Below are 21,291 nucleotides of genomic sequence, written 5' to 3'. Positions count from 1 at the left end.
TTTTCCTTATTGGAGAATGCTTTAAGTTTACCGGATTTTTGCGGTCCTGAGACACATAACCTTCATACTGGTCACAACCCCACCAAAGCATTACAATACGCGGCTTGCAATCCTGAGCTGAGCAAGTCGATGACTAAAAAACTCCATATAAAAACCTGGGGCTGTCAGATGAACGAATACGATTCATCCAAGATGGCCGATCTGCTGGATACCACCCACGGATACCAGCTGACTGAAAATGCGAAAGAAGCCGATGTGCTGCTGCTGAACACCTGTTCAATTCGTGAAAAAGCACAGGAAAAAGTCTTTCATGTGTTAGGCCGCTGGAAGCTTCTGAAACGAAAAAACCCGGACCTGATCATTGGCGTGGGTGGCTGCGTTGCGTCACAGGAAGGTAAGCTGATCCGCCAGAGAGCCCCGTATGTGGATATCGTCTTTGGCCCTCAGACCCTGCATCGTCTGCCGGAGATGATCAATCAGGTTCGCGGCAACCGTAGCCCGGTCGTTGACGTCAGCTTCCCGGAGATCGAAAAGTTTGACCGTCTGCCAGAGCCGCGCGCCGATGGCCCAACCGCCTTCGTCTCGATCATGGAAGGCTGCAACAAATACTGTACCTACTGCGTGGTGCCTTACACCCGCGGTGAAGAGGTCAGCCGTCCGGCGGATGACATTCTGTTTGAAATCGCGCAGCTTGCCGCGCAGGGCGTTCGCGAAGTGAACCTGCTGGGCCAGAACGTGAACGCGTGGCGCGGCGAGAACTATGACGGCACCACCGGCAGCTTTGCCGAACTGCTGCGCCTGGTGGCCGCGATTGACGGCATCGACCGCATTCGCTTTACCACCAGCCATCCAATGGAGTTTACCGACGACATCATTGACGTGTATCGCGATACCCCTGAGCTGGTGAGCTTCCTGCACCTGCCGATTCAGTGCGGCTCTGACCGCGTACTGAACCTGATGGGCCGTCCGCATACGGTGCTGGAGTATAAATCCACCATCCGCAAGCTGCGTGAAGCGCGCCCGGATATTCAAATTAGCTCAGACTTTATCGTCGGCTTCCCTGGCGAAACCGCTGATGACTTCGAGCGCACCATGAAGCTCATCGGTGAAGTGAATTTCGACGTCAGCTACAGCTTCATCTTCTCAGCGCGTCCCGGCACGCCTGCGGCCGACATGGTTGACGATGTGCCGGAAGAGGAGAAAAAGCAGCGTCTGTATATTCTGCAGGAGCGTATTAACCAGCAGGCCAACGCCTGGAGCCGCCGTATGCTCGGCACCGTTCAGCGCATTCTGGTGGAAGGTACCTCCCGTAAAAGCATCATGGAACTGTCCGGTCGAACCGAAAATAACCGCGTGGTGAACTTCGAAGGCACGCCGGACATGATCGGTAAATTTGTGGACGTCGAGATTGTCGAAGTGCTCACCAACTCGCTGCGCGCGAAGGTGGTACGCACCGAGGACGAAATGGGCCTGCGCATTGCACAGACGCCTGAATCCGTTATCTCTCGCACCCGCAAAGTCAACGACTCTGGTGTGGGTATCTACCAGCCGTGATCCTTCAGGCCTGCCTGTCCGGCAGGCCTTGTATTTCCTCTCATCGTCCCCAATATCTACCGCAACGCTTGCGCCTTTATTCTGTGGCGTGAATAATTTCGGTAATGACCGTTTTATTACGCCGTGTGGCGGCGAGTCAGTTAACTACTCAAAGAGGAACAGTTTGAACATAGATACGCGTGAAATTAGCCTTGAGCCCGCAGACAACGCTCGCCTGCTGAGCCTGTGCGGGCCGTTTGATGACAACATCAAACAACTGGAGCGACGTCTGGGTATCGAAATCAATCGTCGCGATAACCATTTCAAACTCACCGGACGCCCTATCTGCGTCAACGCGGCTGCAGATATTCTGCGCAGCCTGTATGTCGATACCGCCCCGATGCGCGGCGAAATTCAGGATATTGAGCCGGAACAGATCCACCTCGCCATTAAAGAGGCGCGTGTGCTTGAGCAGAGCGCGGAAAGCGTGCCGGACTACGGTAAGGCGATCAATATCAAGACCAAGCGTGGCGTCATTAAGCCGCGTACGCCGAACCAGGCGCAGTACATCGCCAATATTCTTGACCATGACATCACCTTTGGCGTGGGTCCGGCGGGTACGGGTAAAACCTATCTGGCGGTTGCCGCTGCGGTGGATGCGCTGGAGCGTCAGGAGATCCGTCGCATCCTGCTGACCCGCCCTGCCGTTGAAGCGGGCGAAAAGCTGGGCTTTCTGCCCGGCGATTTGAGCCAGAAGGTCGATCCGTATCTGCGTCCTTTGTATGACGCGCTGTTCGAAATGCTGGGCTTTGAGAAGGTCGAAAAGCTCATCGAGCGTAACGTTATTGAAGTAGCGCCGCTGGCCTACATGCGCGGCCGTACGCTGAACGACGCGTTCATCATTCTTGATGAAAGCCAGAACACCACCATCGAACAGATGAAGATGTTCCTGACGCGTATCGGCTTCAACTCGAAAGCGGTGATCACCGGTGACGTCACACAGATCGACCTGCCGCGCAGCACCAAATCCGGCCTGCGTCACGCCATTGAAGTGCTGGCCGAGGTCGATGAAATCAGCTTTAACTTCTTCCACAGTGAAGACGTCGTTCGTCACCCGGTGGTCGCGCGCATCGTTAACGCCTATGAAGCCTGGGAAGAAGCGGATCAAAAACGCAGGGCCGAACAGGCTGCGGAACGTAAGCGCGAAGCGCAGGAGCAAGAACAGAAATGAGTCAGGTGATCCTCGATTTACAGCTGGCATGTGAAGACAATTCCGGTATGCCAGAAGAGGCACAGTTTCAGAAATGGCTGGATGCGGTAATCCCCCAGTTTCAGGAAGAATCAGAAGTCACGATTCGCCTGGTGGATGAAGCGGAAAGCCACGAGCTTAACCTGACCTACCGTGGGAAAGATAAGCCAACCAACGTGCTCTCTTTCCCGTTCGAAGCGCCGCCGGGTATTGAGATGCCGCTGCTGGGCGATCTGATCATCTGCCGTCAGGTGGTTGAGCAGGAAGCCAAAGAGCAGCAAAAGCCGCTTGAGGCCCACTGGGCGCATATGGTGGTACACGGCAGCCTGCACCTGCTGGGCTACGATCACATTGAAGATGACGAAGCGGAAGAGATGGAGTCCCTCGAGACAGAGATAATGCTTGCTCTGGGCTATGAGGATCCGTACATTGCCGAGAAAGAATAGTCAGTTACTGACTACCATGCTGCCGCGCAGGGACATAGCGCGGCGGTTAACGTTGAACTAACAAGAGAACCCTTAACAAACGCCATGAGCGACGACAATTCACACAGTAGCGACACGACAACCAGTAAAAAGGGATTTTTCTCCCTCATTCTGAACCAGCTTTTCCACGGCGAACCGAAAAACCGTGATGAACTGCTGGAGCTGATTCGTGATTCCGGGCAGAACGACCTTATCGACGAAGATACGCGCGAAATGCTCGAAGGGGTTATGGACATCGCCGACCAGCGCGTCCGCGATATCATGATCCCCCGCTCGCAGATGATTACCCTGAAACGTAACCAGACCCTGGACGAGTGCCTCGATGTGATCATCGAATCCGCCCACTCGCGTTTCCCGGTCATCAGCGAAGATAAAGATCACATCGAAGGGATTTTGATGGCCAAAGATTTGCTGCCGTTTATGCGCAGCGATGCCGAAGCCTTCAGCATGGAAAAAGTGTTACGCCAGGCCGTGGTTGTGCCGGAAAGTAAACGTGTGGATCGGATGCTGAAAGAGTTTCGCTCTCAGCGTTACCACATGGCGATTGTTATTGATGAATTCGGCGGCGTCTCAGGTCTTGTCACGATCGAAGATATTCTTGAACTGATCGTGGGCGAAATCGAAGACGAGTACGACGAAGAAGAAGATATCGACTTCCGTCAGCTCAGCCGTCACACCTGGACCGTGCGCGCGCTGGCCTCAATTGAGGACTTTAACGACGCGTTTGGGACCCACTTCAGCGACGAAGAGGTCGATACCATTGGTGGGCTGGTGATGCAGGCCTTTGGTCATCTTCCGGCACGTGGCGAAACCGTTGACATCGACGGTTACCAATTCAAAGTCGCCATGGCCGACAGTCGACGTATTATTCAGGTTCACGTCAGAACGCCGGACGACTCACCGGTGCCAAAACTGGAAGATTAATGTAAATGGCATTTGCCCCATTGCTTGAACGCCAGCGCGTCCGTTTGCTGCTGGCGCTGTTGCTCGGAGCCAGCGGTACGCTGGCTTTTTCTCCTTACGATATCTGGCCCGCCGCCATTCTCTCCCTGATGGGGCTTCAGGGATTAACCCTGAATCGTCGTCCGGTACAGGCCGCTGCGATCGGCTACTTCTGGGGGCTGGGGCTGTTTGGTTCCGGCATTAACTGGGTCTACGTCAGCATCGCCCAGTTTGGCGGGATGCCGGGGCCGGTTAACGTCTTCCTGGTCGTCCTGCTCGCCGCCTATCTCTCGCTCTATACCGGTCTGTTCGCCGGCATTCTCTCTCGCCTGTGGCCTAAAACCACCTGGCTGCGCGTCGCCATTGCCGCGCCGGTTGTCTGGCAGATTACCGAGTTCCTTCGCGGCTGGGTCCTGACCGGCTTCCCGTGGCTGCAGTTCGGCTACAGCCAGATTGACGGCCCGCTGAAAGGACTGGCGCCGGTCATGGGCGTGGAAGCCATTAACTTCCTGCTGATGGTGGTGAGCGGTCTGCTGGTGCTGGCGCTGGTTACGCGCGGCTGGAAGCCGCTGGTGGTGGCGATTGTGCTGTTCGCCCTGCCCTTCCCGCTGCGCTATATCCAGTGGTTCACGCCTGAGCCTGAGCGCGCTATGCAAGTCTCCATGGTGCAGGGCAATATCCCGCAGTCGATGAAGTGGGATGAGAAAGAGCTGCTGAATACGCTGAAGATCTACGCCAACGCCACCGAAGAGGTGATGGGTAAATCACAGCTGATTATCTGGCCAGAATCTGCTATTCCCGATCTGGAAATTAACCAGCAGCCGTTCCTGAACATGATGAACGACCTGCTGGTGGCGCGCGGCAGCACGCTGATTACCGGCATCGTCGACGCGCGTCTGAATCAGCAGAACCGCTACGACACCTACAACACCATTATTACGCTCGGCAAAGACAGCGAATACAGCTATAACTCCACCGACCGGTACAATAAGAACCACCTGGTACCGTTCGGTGAATTTGTGCCGCTGGAGTCGATCCTGCGTCCGCTGGCACCGTTCTTTGACCTGCCGATGTCCTCCTTCAGCCGCGGCCCGTACGTTCAGCCCCAACTGCACGCGCACGGCCTGGCCCTGACGGCCGCCATCTGTTACGAAATTATCCTCGGCGAGCAGGTACGGGATAACTTCCGTCCGGATACCGACTATCTGCTGACCATCTCCAACGATGCGTGGTTTGGTAAATCTATCGGCCCGTGGCAGCACTTCCAGATGGCACGCATGCGTTCCCTGGAGCTGGCGCGTCCGCTGCTGCGCAGCACCAACAATGGCATCACCGCCGTGATTGGTCCGCAGGGTGAAATCCAGGCGATGATCCCGCAGTTTACCCGTGAAGTACTGACCACCAAAGTCACGCCAACCACGGGGCTGACCCCTTACGCGCGCACCGGCAACTGGCCGCTGTGGATTTTGACCGCGCTGTTTGGCTTTGGCGCCGTGCTGATGAGCCTGCGTCAGCGTCGGAAATAATCTTACCCCTCACCCTGGCCCTCTCCCCATAGGGGAGAGGGAACAATCCGCGTACCGTTTCACCTCCCTGCTCCGCCTTTTCCCTCTCCCTTCCTGGGAGAGGGTCAGGGTGAGGGTGAATTTCATTTCTGGCACGCCTATTGCTTTGTTTATTCACGCAAACGCAGTTTGGCTTAATGTGCAACCTTGTCGCACCAGCGTAGATCATCGGTAGCACCGAAACGGTGCAACGGGAGATTATTGCCTCTGAATGGTGCGGCGCGCTTCGCAAAAATAAACAATAACGCAGCAAAATCTTTACATTAAGCCAGACTAAATGTTAACAAGCTTGCATAACACTGCACTCGCATTGCGCGAGATATAACAACATCACAATGGGTATCAATGCGTCACTGGCGCTGATAAGAAAGGAGTTGGGTATGCAATTACGTAAACTGGCCACAGCAATGCTGGTTATGGGAATGTCCGCAGGCGTGGTTCACGCTGAAGACGCTCCGGCAGCAGGCAGCACTCTCGACAAGATTGCCAAAAACGGCGTAATCGTGGTCGGTCACCGTGAATCTTCCGTCCCGTTCTCTTACTACGACAACACGCAAAAAGTCGTGGGCTATTCACAGGATTACTCCAACGCCATCGTTGAAGCTGTGAAGAAAAAGCTGAACAAACCTGACCTGCAGGTGAAGCTGATCCCAATCACTTCACAGAACCGTATTCCACTGCTGCAAAACGGCACCTTTGACTTCGAGTGTGGCTCAACCACCAACAACCTCGAGCGTCAGAAACAGGCTGCCTTCTCTGACACCATCTTTGTCGTGGGTACCCGTCTGCTGACGAAGAAAGGCGGTGAGATCAAAGATTTTGCTGACCTGAAAGGCAAAGCGGTCGTTGTGACTTCCGGTACCACTTCTGAAGTGCTGCTGCACAAGCTGAACGACGAGAAGAAAATGGACATGCGCATCATTAGCGCGAAAGACCATGGCGACTCCTTCCGTACGCTGGAAAGCGGTCGTGCGGTGGCGTTTATGATGGATGACGCCCTGCTGGCGGGCGAACGTGCGAAGGCGAAAAAACCAGACAACTGGGATATCGTCGGCACCGCGCAGTCCAAAGAAGCTTACGGCTGTATGCTGCGTAAAGACGATCCGCAGTTCAAAAAGCTGATCGATGACACCATCGCTCAGGTGCAGACCTCCGGCGAAGCTGAAAAATGGTTCGACAAGTGGTTCAAGAACCCGATTCCACCAAAAAACCTGAACATGAATTTTGAACTCTCTGACGACATGAAAGCGCTGTTCAAATCTCCAAATGACAAGGCTCTTAACTAATTAGAACAACAGGGGCGGGATCTCCTGCCCTCTCGATTGTCGGGAAGCATGGACAGACTATACGCCGAGTGGTCGTTCCCCACTCAGCGCGAAAAATGAGCTTCTCACCAATCTTCGAGGGTAGCGCTGCTACCCTTTTTTTTCTGGAGTTTATTATGTCAATAGACTGGAACTGGGGCATATTCCTGCAACAAGCCCCGTTCGGCAACACCACCTATCTTGGCTGGCTGTGGAGCGGCTTTCAGGTCACCGTGGCATTATCGATAACGGCGTGGATCATCGCGTTTCTTGTCGGTTCTTTGTTCGGTATTCTGCGCACCGTCCCTAACCGTTTTCTTTCAACAATTGGCACCCTGTACGTGGAACTGTTCCGTAACGTTCCGCTGATCGTGCAATTCTTTACCTGGTATCTGGTCATCCCGGAACTGCTGCCGGAAAATATTGGCATGTGGTTCAAGTCGGAGCTGGATCCGAACGTACAGTTCTTTGTCTCCTCCATGATGTGTCTGGGGCTGTTTACCGCTGCGCGCGTTTGCGAGCAGGTGCGTGCCGCCATTCAGTCATTGCCGCGCGGACAAAAAAACGCGGGCCTGGCGATGGGCCTGACCCTGCCACAAACCTACCGCTATGTGCTGCTGCCTAATGCCTACCGCGTTATCGTTCCACCGATGACCTCCGAGATGATGAACCTGGTGAAAAACTCGGCCATCGCCTCAACCATCGGCCTGGTGGATATGGCCGCGCAGGCGGGCAAGCTGCTGGATTACTCCGCTCACGCGTGGGAATCCTTCACCGCGATCACGCTCGCGTATGTTCTGATTAACGCTTTCATCATGCTGGTGATGAACCTGGTTGAACGCAAAATCCGCCTGCCGGGTAATCTGGGGGGCAAATAATGTACGAATTTGACTGGAGTTCTATCGTCCCATCCATGCCTTACCTGCTCGATGGCCTGGTGATCACCTTAAAGATCACCGCGATCGCTATCATCGTAGGTATCGTCTGGGGCACCCTGCTGGCGGTCATGCGCCTGTCGAGCTTTAAGCCGCTCGCCTGGTTTGCGACTGCCTACGTTAACGTCTTCCGCTCCATCCCGCTGGTGATGGTGCTGCTGTGGTTTTACCTGATTGTTCCCGGCTTCTTACAGAACGTGCTGGGACTGTCGCCGAAAACCGATATCCGCCTGATCTCCGCCATGGTGGCGTTCTCGATGTTTGAGGCCGCTTACTACTCCGAGATTATCCGCGCGGGTATCCAGAGTATCTCCCGTGGGCAGTCCAGCGCCGCGCTGGCGCTGGGAATGACGCACTGGCAGTCCATGCAGCTGATTATTCTGCCGCAGGCGTTTCGCGCCATGGTTCCGCTCCTGCTGACCCAGGGCATCGTGCTCTTCCAGGATACCTCTCTGGTTTATGTTCTGAGCCTGGCGGACTTCTTCCGTACCGCGTCGACCATCGGTGAGCGTGATGGTACGCAGGTTGAGATGGTGCTCTTCGCGGGTGCGGTCTATTTTGTGATTAGTTTAAGCGCGTCGCTGTTGGTCAGCTGGCTGAAGAAAAGGACGGTATAATGATTTCCCTGAAAAATGTTTCTAAATGGTATGGGCACTTTCAGGTGCTGACCGACTGCTCCACCGAAGTGAAAAAAGGTGACGTGGTGGTGGTGTGCGGGCCGTCCGGTTCCGGTAAGTCCACGCTGATCAAAACGGTTAATGGTCTGGAACCTGTGCAGCAGGGCGAAATTGTTGTTAACGGCACGAAAGTGAACGACAAGAAAACCAATCTCGCCCAGCTTCGCTCTCACGTTGGCATGGTGTTCCAGCATTTTGAGCTGTTCCCTCACCTCTCTATTATTGAGAACCTGACGCTGGCCCAGGTCAAAGTGCTCAAGCGTGATAAAAAAGCGTCGCGCGAGAAGGGGCTGAAGCTTCTGGAGCGCGTAGGGCTTTCTGCACATGCCGATAAGTTCCCGGCGCAGCTTTCCGGTGGCCAGCAGCAGCGTGTGGCGATTGCGCGCGCGCTGTGCATGGATCCGGTGGCGATGCTGTTCGACGAACCGACTTCGGCGCTCGATCCTGAAATGATCAACGAAGTGCTGGACGTGATGGTTGAACTGGCGCACGAAGGGATGACCATGATGGTGGTGACGCACGAAATGGGCTTCGCCCGTAAAGTGGCTAACCGCGTGATCTTCATGGACGAAGGCAAGATCGTTGAAGACTCACCGAAAGAAGAGTTCTTCGCTAACCCGAAATCCGAACGCGCTAAAGATTTCCTCGCTAAAATCCTGCACTAATCTTCTCAGTGCGCAATCTGCGGATTGCGCACTGCTTCACGCTTTCACGCTCTGCTTCTCGTCGGCGTCACATTGCAGCGTTAACCTTGTCACAAAATAACGCTACGTATGGAGAACGCTATGGCACAGCCTATTATTCTCGATTGCGATCCGGGTCATGATGACGCGATCGCTCTCGTCCTCGCACTTGCCTCCCCTGAGCTCGACGTAAAAGCCGTCACCTCGTCTGCCGGAAACCAGACGCCTGACAAAACCCTGCGCAACGTGCTGCGCATGCTAACGCTGCTCAGACGCACCGATATTCCCGTCGCGGGCGGTGCCGTGAAGCCGCTGATGCGCGAGCTTATCATTGCCGACAACGTTCACGGTGAAAGCGGGCTGGACGGTCCGGCACTGCCGGAGCCAGGCTTTGCACCGCAAAACTGTACCGCCGTGGAGCTGATGGCGAAGGTGCTGCGTGAGAGCACGGTGCCCGTGACGCTGGTCGCCACCGGACCGCAAACCAACGTTGCGCTGCTGCTGAACAGCCATCCGGAACTGCATAATAAAATTGCCCGTATTGTGATGATGGGCGGGGCGATGGGGCTGGGTAACTGGACGCCTGCAGCGGAGTTCAACATCTTTGTCGACCCGGAAGCGGCGGAGATCGTTTTCCAGTCGGGCCTGCCGATTGTAATGGCAGGGCTGGATGTTACCCACCGTGCACAAATTATGGCTGACGATATTGAACGCTTCCGCGCCGTAGGCAACCCGGTTGCGACGACCGTGGCCGAGCTGCTCGACTTCTTTATGGAGTATCACAAAGCCGAGAAATGGGGCTTCCATGGCGCGCCGCTGCACGACCCATGCACCATTGCCTGGCTGCTGAAGCCAGAGATGTTTACCACGGTAGAGCGTTGGGTTGGCGTGGAGACGCAGGGGAAATATACCCAGGGGATGACGGTGGTGGATTACTATTCACTGACGGGGAATAAACCGAATACGACGCTGATGGTGGATATCGACCGGGAAGCGTTTGTGGATTTGCTGGCGGAGCGGCTGGTTTACTATTCTGCGGTCTGATGCCCTCACCCTGGCCCTCTCCCACAGGGAGAGGGAACAAACCTGCGCTTTTATTTATGGCTCAAACGGCCTACGCTGGAACTGATCGTGCCCGCATTTCGGGCACAGCGGCAGCACGTCCGGCGTATACACCGCAATATGGTGATGGCATTTCTCACACACCAGATTCCCCAGCCCCACGACTTCACCGCTCTGGTACACGCCGTGGTGGTTCAAGTCCTGAAACACCTCGCGCCACTCCAGCTGCGTTTTGTCGGTGATATCCGCCAGCTCCTGCCACAGGCTCTCTTTAATCACCCGCATAAAGACGCTGTCGGCTACCTCGTCCTGGCTCTCTTCGTAGCTACGCGCAAACTCTTCCAGGTCGCGGCGCACCGCGCGAGTCACCTCTTCCACTTCGGTTCGCGTTAACTCACCCGTTTGCGTCACCCGTGCTCGCGCCTGTTCGACCAGCGCGTCGATATCGCGCTCGCCGTTACGCAGCCGTTCCGTCAGTGTCGCTACCAGTTCGCGGTAAAATTGAGCAACCTTGTTCATCATTTTGCCTCCCGGGTAAGTAACTATTTCTAATAATAGACCTTATTTCGACGCCGCTTTGTCAGGTGAAGCACAGACCCGGTAAATTCCTGCAAAGTGCATTTGTGCGAAAGGCTGTTTTGACGCGGGCGTTTGGGCTATGCTATGCGGATCTGAATTACCACATCCATTGGCTACATTTGTAGCTGTATTGAAAACAGGACCACTGGCTGCCATGCAAGAGCAATACCGCCCGGAAGAGATAGAATCAAAAGTCCAGCAACACTGGGACGAGAAGCGCACCTTTGAAGTAACCGAAGACGAGAGCAAAGAGAAGTATTACTGCCTGTCGATGCTTCCCTATCCTTCTGGTCGACTACACATGGGCCACGTGCGTAACTACACCATCGGTGATGTGATTGCCCGTTATCAGCGTATGCTGGGCAAAAACGTTCTGCAGCCAATCGGCTGGGATGCGTTCGGCCTGCCAGCAGAAGGCGCCGCGGTTAAAAACAATACCGCTCCGGCACCGTGGACGTACGACAACATCGCGTACATGAAAAACCAGCTCAAAATGCTGGGCTTCGGCTATGACTGGAGCCGCGAGCTGGCGACCTGCACACCGGAATACTACCGCTGGGAGCAGAAGTTCTTCACCGAGCTGTACAAAAAAGGCCTGGTGTATAAGAAAACGTCTGCCGTTAACTGGTGCCCGAATGACCAGACCGTTCTGGCAAACGAGCAGGTTATCGACGGCTGCTGCTGGCGCTGCGACACCAAAGTTGAGCGTAAAGAGATCCCGCAGTGGTTTATCAAAATCACCGCTTACGCTGACGAGCTGCTGAACGATCTGGATACCCTGGATCACTGGCCTGACACCGTTAAGACCATGCAGCGCAACTGGATCGGCCGTTCTGAAGGCGTGGAAATTACTTTCAACGTTGAGAACTACGACCAGACCCTGACCGTGTATACCACCCGTCCAGACACCTTCATGGGCGCGACCTATCTGGCCGTGGCCGCAGGTCACCCGCTGGCGCAGAAAGCGGCAGAGAACAACCCGGAACTGGCCACTTTCATCGATGAATGCCGCAACACCAAAGTGGCTGAAGCCGACATGGCGACGATGGAGAAAAAAGGCGTTGCAACCGGCTTCTATGCTAAGCACCCGCTGACTGGCGAAGCGATCCCGGTCTGGGCAGCAAACTTCGTTCTGATGGAGTACGGTACAGGTGCGGTCATGGCCGTTCCGGGTCACGATCAGCGCGACTACGAGTTTGCCACCAAATACAACCTGCCGATTAAAGCCGTTATTCTGGCCGCCGATGGTTCTGAACCTGACCTGTCCGAGCAAGCGCTGACTGAAAAGGGCACCCTGTTCAATTCCGGCGAATTCAGCGGTCTGAGCTTCGAAGAGGGCTTCAACGCCATCGCCGATAAGCTGGCCTCACTGGGCGTGGGCGAGCGTAAAGTTAACTACCGTCTGCGCGACTGGGGTGTGTCCCGTCAGCGCTACTGGGGTGCACCAATTCCAATGGTGACCCTGGAAGACGGCACCGTAATGCCAACCCCAGAAGATCAGCTGCCGGTGATCCTGCCGGAAGATGTGGTGATGGACGGCATTACCAGCCCGATCAAAGCCGATCCTGAGTGGGCAAAAACCACCGTTAACGGCCAGCCTGCGCTGCGTGAAACCGACACCTTCGACACCTTCATGGAGTCGTCCTGGTACTACGCGCGCTACACCTGCCCGCAGTACAAAGAAGGCATGCTGGATTCCGACGCGGCAAACTACTGGCTGCCGGTAGACATCTACATCGGTGGCATCGAACACGCCATCATGCACCTGCTCTACTTCCGCTTCTTCCACAAGCTGATGCGCGATGCTGGCATGGTGAACTCTGACGAGCCGGCTAAACAGCTGCTGTGTCAGGGCATGGTGCTGGCAGATGCCTTCTACTACGTTGGCGCGAACGGCGAACGTAACTGGGTCTCTCCGGTTGATGCGATCGTTGAGCGTGACGAGAAAGGCCGTATCGTGAAGGCGACAGACGCTGATGGTCATGAACTGGTTTATACCGGCATGAGCAAGATGTCCAAGTCCAAGAACAACGGTATCGACCCGCAGGTGATGGTTGAGCGTTACGGCGCTGACACCGTGCGTCTGTTCATGATGTTTGCTTCTCCGGCTGATATGACCCTTGAGTGGCAGGAATCCGGCGTGGAAGGCGCTAACCGCTTCCTGAAACGCGTCTGGAAACTGGTGTACGAACACACCGCACAGGGCGATGCCCCGGCACTGAACGCCGCTGCGCTGAGCGAAGATCAGCAGGCGCTCCGTCGTGATGTTCATAAAACGATTGCGAAAGTGACCGATGATATTGGTCGTCGTCAGACCTTCAATACCGCAATTGCGGCTATTATGGAACTGATGAACAAGCTGGCGAAAGCCCCGCAGGACGGCGAGCAGGATCGTGCCATCATGCGTGAAGCGCTGCTGGCCGTCGTTCGCATGCTGAACCCGTTCACGCCACACGTCAGCTTCACCCTGTGGCAGGAGCTGAAAGGCGAAGGCGATATCGACAACGCGCCGTGGCCGGTTGCTGATGAAGCGGCAATGGTGGAAAACACCACGCTGGTTGTGGTACAGGTTAACGGCAAAGTGCGCGGTAAAATCACCGTGGCGGTCGATGCAACCGAAGAACAGGTTCGCGAACGCGCAGGCCAGGAACCTCTGGTTGCGAAATATCTTGAGGGCGTTACCGTACGTAAAGTGATCTACGTACCGGGTAAACTGCTGAATCTGGTCGTTGGCTAAGCGCGGGAGGAAACGTGCGACAACTGGCAACAATACTCTTATCTCTGGCGGTGCTTGCCACCGCGGGTTGCGGCTGGCACCTGCGCAATACCACGGCGGTGCCGCCTGAGATGAAAACGATGATTTTCGACTCATCAGATCCGAATGGTCCGCTCAGCCGGGCAATCCGTAACCAGCTGCGTCTGAATGACGTTGAGCTTATTGAGAAAGGTACGCTTCGTCAGGATGTACCGTCCCTGCGTGTTGTGGGAGGGGGCTTATCTAAAGATACTGCCTCTATTTTCCAGGATGGTCGTACCGCTGAGTATCAGATGGTGTTGACGGTCAATGCAGCGGTACTGATCCCGGGTAAAGATATCTACCCGATCAGCACAAAAGTGTATCGTTCGTTCTTTGATAACCCGCAGACGGCGCTGGCTAAAGATGCCGAGGAACAGATTATCATCAACGAAATGTACGACAAGGCGGCGGAACAGCTGATCCGTAAACTGCCAGGTATTGCAGCGTCGACAAGAGAAGGTTCTGACATTGTTGAAAAACCGGATACCGGCACGATTCCAGCTGCCAGCTCTCTGGGTAAATGATGATCAGGCTGTATCCTGAACAACTCCGCGCGCAGCTCAATGAAGGGCTGCGCGCGGCGTATCTGCTACTCGGAAACGATCCGTTATTGCTTCAGGAAAGCCTGGATGCCGTGCGGCATGCCGCCGCCGCGCAGGGCTTTGATGAACACCATACCGTCCAGCTGGATAATAATACCGACTGGAATGCCCTCTTCTCACTCTGTCAGGCGATGAGCCTTTTTGCGTCGCGCCAGACTATTCAGATCCTGCTGCCGGAGAACGGCCCTAACGCGGCTATCAATGAACAGCTGGCCACGCTCGTCAGCCTGCTTCACAGCGATCTGCTGCTGATTGTGCGCGGTAACAAGCTCACCAAAGCGCAGGAAAATGCGGCGTGGTTCACCCAACTCGCGACCCACGCGGTGCAGGTCACCTGCCAGACACCTGAACAGGCGCATCTGCCAAAATGGGTGGCGGCAAGGGCAAAGCAGAACAATCTTCAACTGGATGATGCAGCGAATCAGCTGCTTTGCTACTGCTATGAAGGCAACCTGCTGGCCCTGGCACAGGCGCTGGACAGGCTCTCCCTGCTCTGGCCGGACGGCAAACTGACGTTACCACGCGTCGAGCAGGCCGTTAACGATGCCGCACACTTCACGCCGTTCCACTGGGTTGATGCATTGCTGTCGGCAAAAAGTAAACGTGCCCTGCATATTCTGCAACAGCTGCGTCTGGAAGGCAGTGAACCCGTCATTCTGCTGCGTACGCTGCAGCGTGAACTGCTGCTGCTGATTACGCTCAAACGTCAGTCTGCCCATACGCCGCTGCGCGCTCTTTTTGATAAACACCGGGTGTGGCAAAACCGCCGGGCGATGACCACTGAGGCCATCAACCGCCTGAGTCATGAACAGCTGCGTCAGGCTGTGCAGCTTCTGATGCGCGCGGAGCTCACCTTAAAACAAGATTACGGCCAGTCGGTGTGGGCGGAGCTGGAAAGTCTTTCCCTGCTGCTCTGCCACAAGGCGCTGGCAGACGTTTTTATTGATGGATAGTATGCATTCTTTACAGGCCCTGTATGGTGGCACCTTCGACCCGGTACATTACGGGCACCTGAAGCCGGTGGAAATTCTGGCGAATCTGATTGGCCTGCAGCGCGTCACCATCATGCCCAATAATGTCCCGCCGCACCGTCCCCAGCCTGAGGCCACCAGCGAGCAGCGAAAAGAGATGCTCGCTCTGGCTATTGCAGATAAACCGCTCTTCAGACTTGATGAACGGGAATTGCGTCGCGACACCCCTTCGTGGACATCGCAAACGCTGCAGGAGTGGCGGGCCGAGCAAGGGCCAGACCAGCCGCTGGCCTTTATCATTGGCCAGGATTCCCTGCTCAACTTTCCTACATGGCATAAGTATGAAACCATTCTGGAGAACAGCCATCTGCTCGTCTGCCGCCGTCCGGGTTATCCGCTGACCATGCGCGAAGAGCAGTACCAGCAGTGGCTTGAAGACCATCTCACCGCCAACGTTGAAGATCTTCACAACCAGCCTGCCGGGAAGATTTATCTGGCGGAGACGCCGTGGTTTGATATCTCAGCCACCCTCATTCGTGAGCGTTTACAGCAGGGTTTAGCGTGTGACGATCTGCTTCCCCCCCCGGTGCTGGCGTATATTCATACACATGGTTTGTATCAGAAAAGCGCAGATAAATAACCGGAAGACATAAAAAGCGGCTTATTGATCATCCTGCCTTGACAGGTTAAGCCATACTGTTATCCTCCGCTGCCAGACTTTCCCGCCGATCATTGCTTTACAGAAATTGTTTTACAAAAATGGCGATGCAATCTCAGGCGGAGGGTGGGATGATACCCGCCTTCAAAGGCCCGGCCGGTGACATTTGTCCCGACAAGGGCGTCAGTTCAGGTATACTGTCTGGCTACGAATTCATAGTTGCACAATCTCATTCACCCAGGGGGAAAACTTGCAGGGTAAAGCACTCCAGGATTTTGTTATCGACAAAATTGATGACCTGAAAGGTCAGGACATCATCGCTATCGACGTTAAGGGTAAATCCAGTATCACCGACTGCATGATCATCTGCACCGGGACCTCTACGCGTCATGTTGTTTCGATTGCTGACCACGTGGTTCAGGAATCGCGCGCAGCAGGACTGTTACCGCTTGGCGTTGAAGGTGAAGCGACCGCTGACTGGGTGGTTGTTGACCTCGGCGATGTGATTGTCCATGTCATGCAGGAAGAGAGCCGTCGCCTGTATGAGCTGGAAAAACTCTGGGGTTAATGCGTGAAGTTGCAGCTGGTCGCCGTCGGCACCAAAATGCCGGACTGGGTACAAACCGGTTTTACTGAGTATCTGCGTCGTTTTCCTAAAGATATGCCGTTCGAACTGGTGGAAATTCCCGCCGGGAAGCGCGGCAAGAACGCGGATATCAAACGTATTCTCGATAAAGAGGGCGAACTGATGCTGGCTGCCGCAGGCAAGAACCGCATCGTCACCCTCGATATTCCAGGTAAACCCTGGGATACGCCGCAGCTGGCGCACGAACTGGAGCGCTGGAAGCAGGATGGCCGTGACGTCAGTCTGTTGATTGGCGGACCAGAGGGGTTATCCCCCGCCTGCAAAGCGGCAGCAGAACAAAGTTGGTCACTCTCTGCGCTGACGCTGCCCCACCCGCTCGTGCGGGTCCTGGTAGCAGAAAGTTTGTATCGCGCGTGGAGCATTACTACCAACCACCCTTATCACCGCGAGTAATGACTGACCAGGGTAGATTAAGCAGCGGATGAAACTACAGAATTCTTTTCGCGACTATACGGCTGAGTCCGCGCTGTTTGTGCGCCGGGCGCTGGTCGCCTTTACGGGGATTTTGCTGCTTACCGGCGTGCTGATCGCCAACCTTTATAATCTGCAAATTGTCCGCTTTACCGATTACCAGACGCGTTCAAACGAAAACCGCATTAAGCTGGTGCCTATCGCGCCCAGCCGCGGCATTATCTACGACCGTAACGGCACTCCGTTGGCGTTAAACCGCACCATCTATCAAGTCGAGATGATGCCGGAAAAAGTCGATAACGTGCAGAATACGCTGGAGGCGCTGAGAAGCGTTGTCGATCTTAACGATGACGATATCGCGGCCTTCAAGAAAGAGCGCGCCCGCTCTCACCGTTTCACCTCCATTCCGGTGAAAACCAACCTGACGGAAGTCCAGGTCGCCCGTTTTGCGGTGAACCAGTACCGCTTCCCCGGCGTGGAAGTGAAGGGGTACAAACGTCGCTACTATCCTTACGGCTCCGCGCTGACGCATGTGATTGGCTACGTTTCCAAAATTAACGATAAAGACGTCGAGCGCCTCGATAAAGACGGCAAACTGGCGAACTACGCCGCAACGCACGATATCGGCAAACTGGGGATTGAACGCTACTACGAAGATGTCCTGCACGGGCAAACCGGCTATGAAGAAGTCGAAGTTAATAACCGTGGCCGCGTCATCCGCCAGCTTAAAGAAGTGCCGCCTCAGGCGGGGCACGACGTCTATCTGACGCTCGATCTCAAACTGCAGCAGTATATTGAAACCCTGCTGGCAGGCAGCCGTGCCGCCGTGGTGGTCACCGATCCGCGCACCGGCGGCATCCTGGCCATGGTTTCCATGCCAAGCTATGACCCGAACCTCTTTGTTGACGGCATCTCAAGCAAAGACTACTCCGGCCTGCTCAATGATCCTAACACCCCGCTGGTGAACCGCGCCACGCAAGGCGTTTACCCTCCGGCATCAACGGTTAAACCGTACGTGGCGGTCTCAGCGCTTAGCGCGGGCGTCATCAACCGCAATACCAGCCTGTTTGACCCGGGCTGGTGGCAGCTGCCCGGCTCTGAAAAACGCTATCGCGACTGGAAAAAATGGGGCCACGGCCATCTGAACGTCACGAAATCTCTGGAAGAGTCTGCGGACACCTTCTTCTATCAGGTGGCGTATGACATGGGCATTGATCGCCTGTCTGAATGGATGAGCAAATTCGGCTACGGACACTACACCGGTGTGGATCTGGCTGAAGAACGTTCAGGCAACATGCCAACCCGTGAGTGGAAGCTGAAGCGCTTTAAAAAGCCGTGGTATCAGGGCGACACCATTCCGGTGGGTATCGGCCAGGGTTACTGGACGGCCACCCCGCTTCAGATGAACAAAGCGATGATGATCCTCATTAACGACGGCGTGGTTAAAGTCCCGCATCTGCTGCAAAGCACCGTTGAAGACGGCAAAAAAGTGCCATGGATCCAGCCCCATGAAGCGCCAGTGGGCGACATTCATTCCGGCTTCTGGGAAATAGCGAAAGACGGTATGTACGGCGTGGCAAACCGTCCGAATGGTACCGCGCACAAATATTTCGCCGGTACGCCATATAAAGTGGCCGCGAAATCCGGTACGGCGCAGGTCTTTGGTCTGAAAGCCAATGAAACCTATAACGCACACCGCATTGCCGAACGTCTGCGTGACCATAAACTGATGACGGCATTTGCCCCTTATGATAACCCGCAGGTGGCGGTGGCGATGATTCTGGAGAACGGCGGCGCTGGTCCGGCGGTAGGGACCATCATGCGCCAGATCCTCGACCACATTATGCTGGGTGATAACAACACCGAACTGCCGGCTGAAAACCCGGCCGCCGCTGCGGCGGAGGATCAATAATCATGACCGATAATCCAAATAAAAAATCGCTGTGGGATAAAATCCACATCGACCCAGCCATGCTGCTGATCCTGTTGGCTCTGCTGGTTTACAGCGCCCTGGTTATCTGGAGCGCCAGCGGCCAGGACATCGGCATGATGGAGCGCAAGATCGGCCAGATCGCGATGGGATTGGTTATTATGGTGGTAATGGCGCAGATCCCGCCGCGTGTCTATGAAGGCTGGGCGCCCTATCTCTACATCTTTTGCATTATTTTGCTGGTGGCGGTTGATGCGTTCGGTGCGATCTCAAAAGGGGCGCAGCGTTGGCTGGATCTGGGCGTTGTTCGTTTCCAGCCCTCGGAGATTGCCAAAATCGCGGTCCCGTTGATGGTGGCGCGCTTTATCAACCGCGATGTCTGTCCGCCGTCGCTGAAAAATACCGCCATTGCCCTGGTGCTGATATTCCTGCCGACGCTGCTGGTTGCGGCGCAGCCTGACCTCGGCACCTCGATCCTTATCGCCCTCTCCGGCCTGTTTGTCCTGTTCCTTTCAGGCTTAAGCTGGCGTCTGATTGGTATCGCGGTGGTGCTGGTTGCGGCGTTTATCCCTATCCTCTGGTTCTTCCTGATGCATGATTATCAGCGTCAGCGCGTTATGATGCTGCTCGATCCGGAAACCGATCCACTCGGTGCGGGCTATCATATTATTCAGTCCAAGATTGCGATTGGCTCCGGCGGTCTGCGCGGTAAAGGCTGGCTGCACGGTACGCAGTCGCAGCTGGAGTTTTTACCGGAGCGTCACACCGACTTTATCTTTGCAGTACTGGCAGAGGAGCTGGGGCTGGTCGGCATCCTGATCCTGCTGGCTCTTTACGTGCTGCTGATCATGCGAGGTTTGTGGATTGCCGCCCGCGCGCAAACCACCTTTGGCCGCGTCATGGCGGGTGGATTGATGTTGATTTTATTCGTTTATGTCTTCGTAAATATTGGTATGGTGAGTGGTATTCTGCCGGTGGTAGGCGTACCGCTGCCGCTGGTGAGTTACGGAGGCTCGGCACTGATCGTGTTGATGGCCGGGTTTGGTATCGTGATGTCGATCCACACCCACAGAAAAATGTTGTCAAAAAGCGTATAAAAATAAGGGGATCGGAATGCGTAAGCAGTGGCTGGGGATCTGCATTGCGGCAAGTTTACTTGCGGCCTGCACAAGTGATGATGGTCAGCAACAGGCAACCGTCGCGCCACCGCAGCCTGCGGTGTGTAATGGCCCGATCGTTGAAATCAGCGGCGCCGATCCCGTTTACGAACCGCTGAATGCCAGCGCGAATCAGGATTACGAACGCGACGGCAAAAGCTACAAAATCGTACAGGATCCTTCCCGCTTCAGCCAGGCTGGCTTTGCCGCCATTTATGATGCTGAGCCGGGCAGTAACCTGACGGCATCGGGTGAAACATTTGATCCAATGCAGCTGACCGCAGCGCACCCGACGCTGCCGATCCCAAGCTACGCTCGTATTACCAACCTGGCGAACGGCCGTATGATCGTCGTGCGTATTAACGACCGTGGCCCGTACGGTAATGACCGGGTGATTTCCTTGTCCCGCGCATCTGCCGATCGCCTGAACACCTCGAACAACACCAAAGTCCGCATTGACCCGATTATCGTGGCGCAGGATGGTTCGCTCTCCGGGCCAGGAACCGCGTGTACCACGGTGGCGAAACAGACTTACGCTCTTCCCGATCGCCCAAATCTGGACGGCGGCATGGGAAGCGTCTCTTCTCCGGCTGAGCCTTCTCAGCCCGCGGGCGAAATTCGCCCAATCAGCAATGACACGCTGCAAAGCGATGATTCCACTGGCGCACCGGTAAAGAGTAGCGGCTTTCTTGGCGCACCGACGACCTTAGCCTCGGGCGTGCTGGAAGGCAACGAACCGGCACCAGCGCCGGTTACCGCCCCCGCCGCGCAGCAGTTAGCACAACCTGCGCCTGTAACGGCTCCGGTCGCGACCCAGAGCGCGCCCGCAACAGCCAGCGGCGGCTTTGTCGTTCAGGTGGGTGCCGTCAGCGATCAGGCCCGTGCCCAGCAGTACCAGCAACGTCTGAGCCAGCAGTTTGGCGTACCCGGGCGCGTTGAGCAGAACGGTGCCGTCTGGCGTATTCAGATGGGGCCGTTTGCCAGCAAATCGCAGGCAGCATCCCTGCAGCAGCGTTTGCAGAGCGAGGCGCAGTTGCAGTCCTTTATCGCTGTTGCGAAGTAATTAATCGGCGGTATCCGAAATGTCAATTTGTGTAAAACACAT

General features: G+C 55.5%; 20 protein-coding genes. 19 read left to right on the top strand and 1 reads right to left on the bottom strand.

Annotated features, from left to right (window positions below):
* Positions 1 to 129: 129 nt before the first annotated feature.
* The 10 genes from miaB to rihA all read left to right on the top strand — a co-directional run bounded on the left by miaB (position 130) and on the right by rihA (position 10,417).
* Positions 130 to 1,554 carry a tRNA (N6-isopentenyl adenosine(37)-C2)-methylthiotransferase MiaB gene (gene miaB, locus MX657_RS06530; RefSeq protein ID WP_080327895.1) on the top strand — a complete coding sequence of 475 codons (1,425 nt, stop codon included), beginning with the start codon at positions 130 to 132 and terminating at the stop codon, positions 1,552 to 1,554.
* Between the two features lie 163 nt (positions 1,555 to 1,717).
* On the top strand, positions 1,718 to 2,764 hold the full coding sequence (locus MX657_RS06525) for a PhoH family protein (protein ID WP_080327896.1): 1,047 nt from the start codon (positions 1,718 to 1,720) through the stop codon (positions 2,762 to 2,764).
* Positions 2,761 to 3,228, top strand: coding sequence for an rRNA maturation RNase YbeY (gene ybeY / locus MX657_RS06520; RefSeq protein ID WP_003858677.1), 468 nt, complete (start codon positions 2,761 to 2,763; stop codon positions 3,226 to 3,228). The genes MX657_RS06525 and ybeY overlap by 4 nt, the downstream gene beginning before the upstream one ends.
* A gap of 84 nt (positions 3,229 to 3,312) precedes the next feature.
* A complete protein-coding gene (corC, locus tag MX657_RS06515) occupies positions 3,313 to 4,191 on the top strand; it encodes a CNNM family magnesium/cobalt transport protein CorC (RefSeq protein WP_021242574.1) in 879 nt (292 codons plus the stop codon).
* Positions 4,192 to 4,196: 5 nt separating this feature from the next.
* Entirely contained in the window at positions 4,197 to 5,735 is a 1,539-nt protein-coding gene (lnt, locus tag MX657_RS06510; RefSeq protein ID WP_119915101.1) for an apolipoprotein N-acyltransferase, read from the top strand.
* A gap of 419 nt (positions 5,736 to 6,154) precedes the next feature.
* Positions 6,155 to 7,060 carry an amino acid ABC transporter substrate-binding protein gene (locus MX657_RS06505; RefSeq protein WP_008501049.1) on the top strand — a complete coding sequence of 302 codons (906 nt, stop codon included), beginning with the start codon at positions 6,155 to 6,157 and terminating at the stop codon, positions 7,058 to 7,060.
* A gap of 155 nt (positions 7,061 to 7,215) precedes the next feature.
* Positions 7,216 to 7,956, top strand: coding sequence for an amino acid ABC transporter permease (locus MX657_RS06500; RefSeq protein ID WP_302230952.1), 741 nt, complete (start codon positions 7,216 to 7,218; stop codon positions 7,954 to 7,956).
* Entirely contained in the window at positions 7,956 to 8,630 is a 675-nt protein-coding gene (gltK, locus tag MX657_RS06495) for a glutamate/aspartate ABC transporter permease GltK (RefSeq protein WP_013097580.1), read from the top strand. Before MX657_RS06500 ends, gltK begins: the two co-directional genes overlap by 1 nt.
* A complete protein-coding gene (locus MX657_RS06490; RefSeq protein WP_014883001.1) occupies positions 8,630 to 9,355 on the top strand; it encodes an amino acid ABC transporter ATP-binding protein in 726 nt (241 codons plus the stop codon). Before gltK ends, MX657_RS06490 begins: the two co-directional genes overlap by 1 nt.
* 120 nt (positions 9,356 to 9,475) lie before the next feature.
* Positions 9,476 to 10,417, top strand: a complete 942-nt coding sequence (rihA, locus tag MX657_RS06485; RefSeq protein ID WP_346807762.1) for a pyrimidine-specific ribonucleoside hydrolase RihA — start codon at positions 9,476 to 9,478, stop codon at positions 10,415 to 10,417.
* A 54-nt stretch (positions 10,418 to 10,471) separates the two neighbouring features.
* Here rihA and MX657_RS06480 read toward each other — a convergent pair whose 3' ends face one another.
* Positions 10,472 to 10,954, bottom strand: a complete 483-nt coding sequence (locus tag MX657_RS06480) for a zinc ribbon-containing protein (protein ID WP_047347386.1) — start codon at positions 10,952 to 10,954, stop codon at positions 10,472 to 10,474.
* Positions 10,955 to 11,168: 214 nt separating this feature from the next.
* Between MX657_RS06480 and leuS the strand changes: the two genes are divergently transcribed.
* The 9 genes from leuS to rlpA all read left to right on the top strand — a co-directional run bounded on the left by leuS (position 11,169) and on the right by rlpA (position 21,249).
* Positions 11,169 to 13,751, top strand: a complete 2,583-nt coding sequence (leuS, locus tag MX657_RS06475; RefSeq protein WP_346807760.1) for a leucine--tRNA ligase — start codon at positions 11,169 to 11,171, stop codon at positions 13,749 to 13,751.
* A gap of 14 nt (positions 13,752 to 13,765) precedes the next feature.
* Positions 13,766 to 14,335 carry an LPS assembly lipoprotein LptE gene (lptE, locus tag MX657_RS06470; protein ID WP_346807759.1) on the top strand — a complete coding sequence of 190 codons (570 nt, stop codon included), beginning with the start codon at positions 13,766 to 13,768 and terminating at the stop codon, positions 14,333 to 14,335.
* Positions 14,335 to 15,366, top strand: a complete 1,032-nt coding sequence (gene holA / locus MX657_RS06465) for a DNA polymerase III subunit delta (protein WP_333016540.1) — start codon at positions 14,335 to 14,337, stop codon at positions 15,364 to 15,366. The genes lptE and holA overlap by 1 nt, the downstream gene beginning before the upstream one ends.
* A complete protein-coding gene (gene nadD / locus MX657_RS06460) occupies positions 15,359 to 16,024 on the top strand; it encodes a nicotinate-nucleotide adenylyltransferase (protein WP_346807757.1) in 666 nt (221 codons plus the stop codon). The genes holA and nadD overlap by 8 nt, the downstream gene beginning before the upstream one ends.
* Positions 16,025 to 16,292: 268 nt before the next feature.
* Positions 16,293 to 16,610: a ribosome silencing factor gene (gene rsfS, locus MX657_RS06455; RefSeq protein WP_003858696.1), complete on the top strand. Its 318-nt coding sequence runs from the start codon at positions 16,293 to 16,295 to the stop codon at positions 16,608 to 16,610.
* A gap of 3 nt (positions 16,611 to 16,613) precedes the next feature.
* Complete coding sequence (gene rlmH, locus MX657_RS06450) at positions 16,614 to 17,081, top strand: 23S rRNA (pseudouridine(1915)-N(3))-methyltransferase RlmH (protein WP_003858701.1); 468 nt, start codon at positions 16,614 to 16,616, stop codon at positions 17,079 to 17,081.
* Positions 17,082 to 17,109: 28 nt separating this feature from the next.
* Positions 17,110 to 19,011: a peptidoglycan DD-transpeptidase MrdA gene (gene mrdA, locus MX657_RS06445; protein ID WP_080327903.1), complete on the top strand. Its 1,902-nt coding sequence runs from the start codon at positions 17,110 to 17,112 to the stop codon at positions 19,009 to 19,011.
* 2 nt (positions 19,012 to 19,013) lie between these two features.
* A complete protein-coding gene (mrdB, locus tag MX657_RS06440) occupies positions 19,014 to 20,126 on the top strand; it encodes a peptidoglycan glycosyltransferase MrdB (RefSeq protein ID WP_013097590.1) in 1,113 nt (370 codons plus the stop codon).
* 16 nt (positions 20,127 to 20,142) lie between these two features.
* Positions 20,143 to 21,249, top strand: a complete 1,107-nt coding sequence (gene rlpA / locus MX657_RS06435; protein WP_346807753.1) for an endolytic peptidoglycan transglycosylase RlpA — start codon at positions 20,143 to 20,145, stop codon at positions 21,247 to 21,249.
* The last annotated feature ends 42 nt before the right edge of the window (positions 21,250 to 21,291 follow it).

Source organism: Enterobacter chuandaensis, from assembly GCF_039718975.1.
Taxonomy (GTDB): domain Bacteria; phylum Pseudomonadota; class Gammaproteobacteria; order Enterobacterales; family Enterobacteriaceae; genus Enterobacter; species Enterobacter chuandaensis.
The sequence above is the reverse complement of the archived record's forward strand: the minus strand, read 5'-3'. Positions and strand labels throughout refer to the sequence as shown.

Coding starts and splice junctions, on each gene's coding strand:
- MX657_RS06505 (WP_008501049.1), top strand. CDS start 6,155: ATGCAATTACGTAAACTGGCCACAGCAATGCTGGTTATGGGAATGTCC.
- miaB (WP_080327895.1), top strand. CDS start 130: ATGACTAAAAAACTCCATATAAAAACCTGGGGCTGTCAGATGAACGAA.
- mrdB (WP_013097590.1), top strand. CDS start 19,014: ATGACCGATAATCCAAATAAAAAATCGCTGTGGGATAAAATCCACATC.
- MX657_RS06490 (WP_014883001.1), top strand. CDS start 8,630: ATGATTTCCCTGAAAAATGTTTCTAAATGGTATGGGCACTTTCAGGTG.
- lnt (WP_119915101.1), top strand. CDS start 4,197: ATGGCATTTGCCCCATTGCTTGAACGCCAGCGCGTCCGTTTGCTGCTG.
- rlpA (WP_346807753.1), top strand. CDS start 20,143: ATGCGTAAGCAGTGGCTGGGGATCTGCATTGCGGCAAGTTTACTTGCG.
- rihA (WP_346807762.1), top strand. CDS start 9,476: ATGGCACAGCCTATTATTCTCGATTGCGATCCGGGTCATGATGACGCG.
- nadD (WP_346807757.1), top strand. CDS start 15,359: ATGGATAGTATGCATTCTTTACAGGCCCTGTATGGTGGCACCTTCGAC.
- mrdA (WP_080327903.1), top strand. CDS start 17,110: ATGAAACTACAGAATTCTTTTCGCGACTATACGGCTGAGTCCGCGCTG.
- corC (WP_021242574.1), top strand. CDS start 3,313: ATGAGCGACGACAATTCACACAGTAGCGACACGACAACCAGTAAAAAG.
- MX657_RS06480 (WP_047347386.1), bottom strand. CDS start 10,954: ATGAACAAGGTTGCTCAATTTTACCGCGAACTGGTAGCGACACTGACG.
- leuS (WP_346807760.1), top strand. CDS start 11,169: ATGCAAGAGCAATACCGCCCGGAAGAGATAGAATCAAAAGTCCAGCAA.
- ybeY (WP_003858677.1), top strand. CDS start 2,761: ATGAGTCAGGTGATCCTCGATTTACAGCTGGCATGTGAAGACAATTCC.
- gltK (WP_013097580.1), top strand. CDS start 7,956: ATGTACGAATTTGACTGGAGTTCTATCGTCCCATCCATGCCTTACCTG.
- holA (WP_333016540.1), top strand. CDS start 14,335: ATGATCAGGCTGTATCCTGAACAACTCCGCGCGCAGCTCAATGAAGGG.
- MX657_RS06500 (WP_302230952.1), top strand. CDS start 7,216: ATGTCAATAGACTGGAACTGGGGCATATTCCTGCAACAAGCCCCGTTC.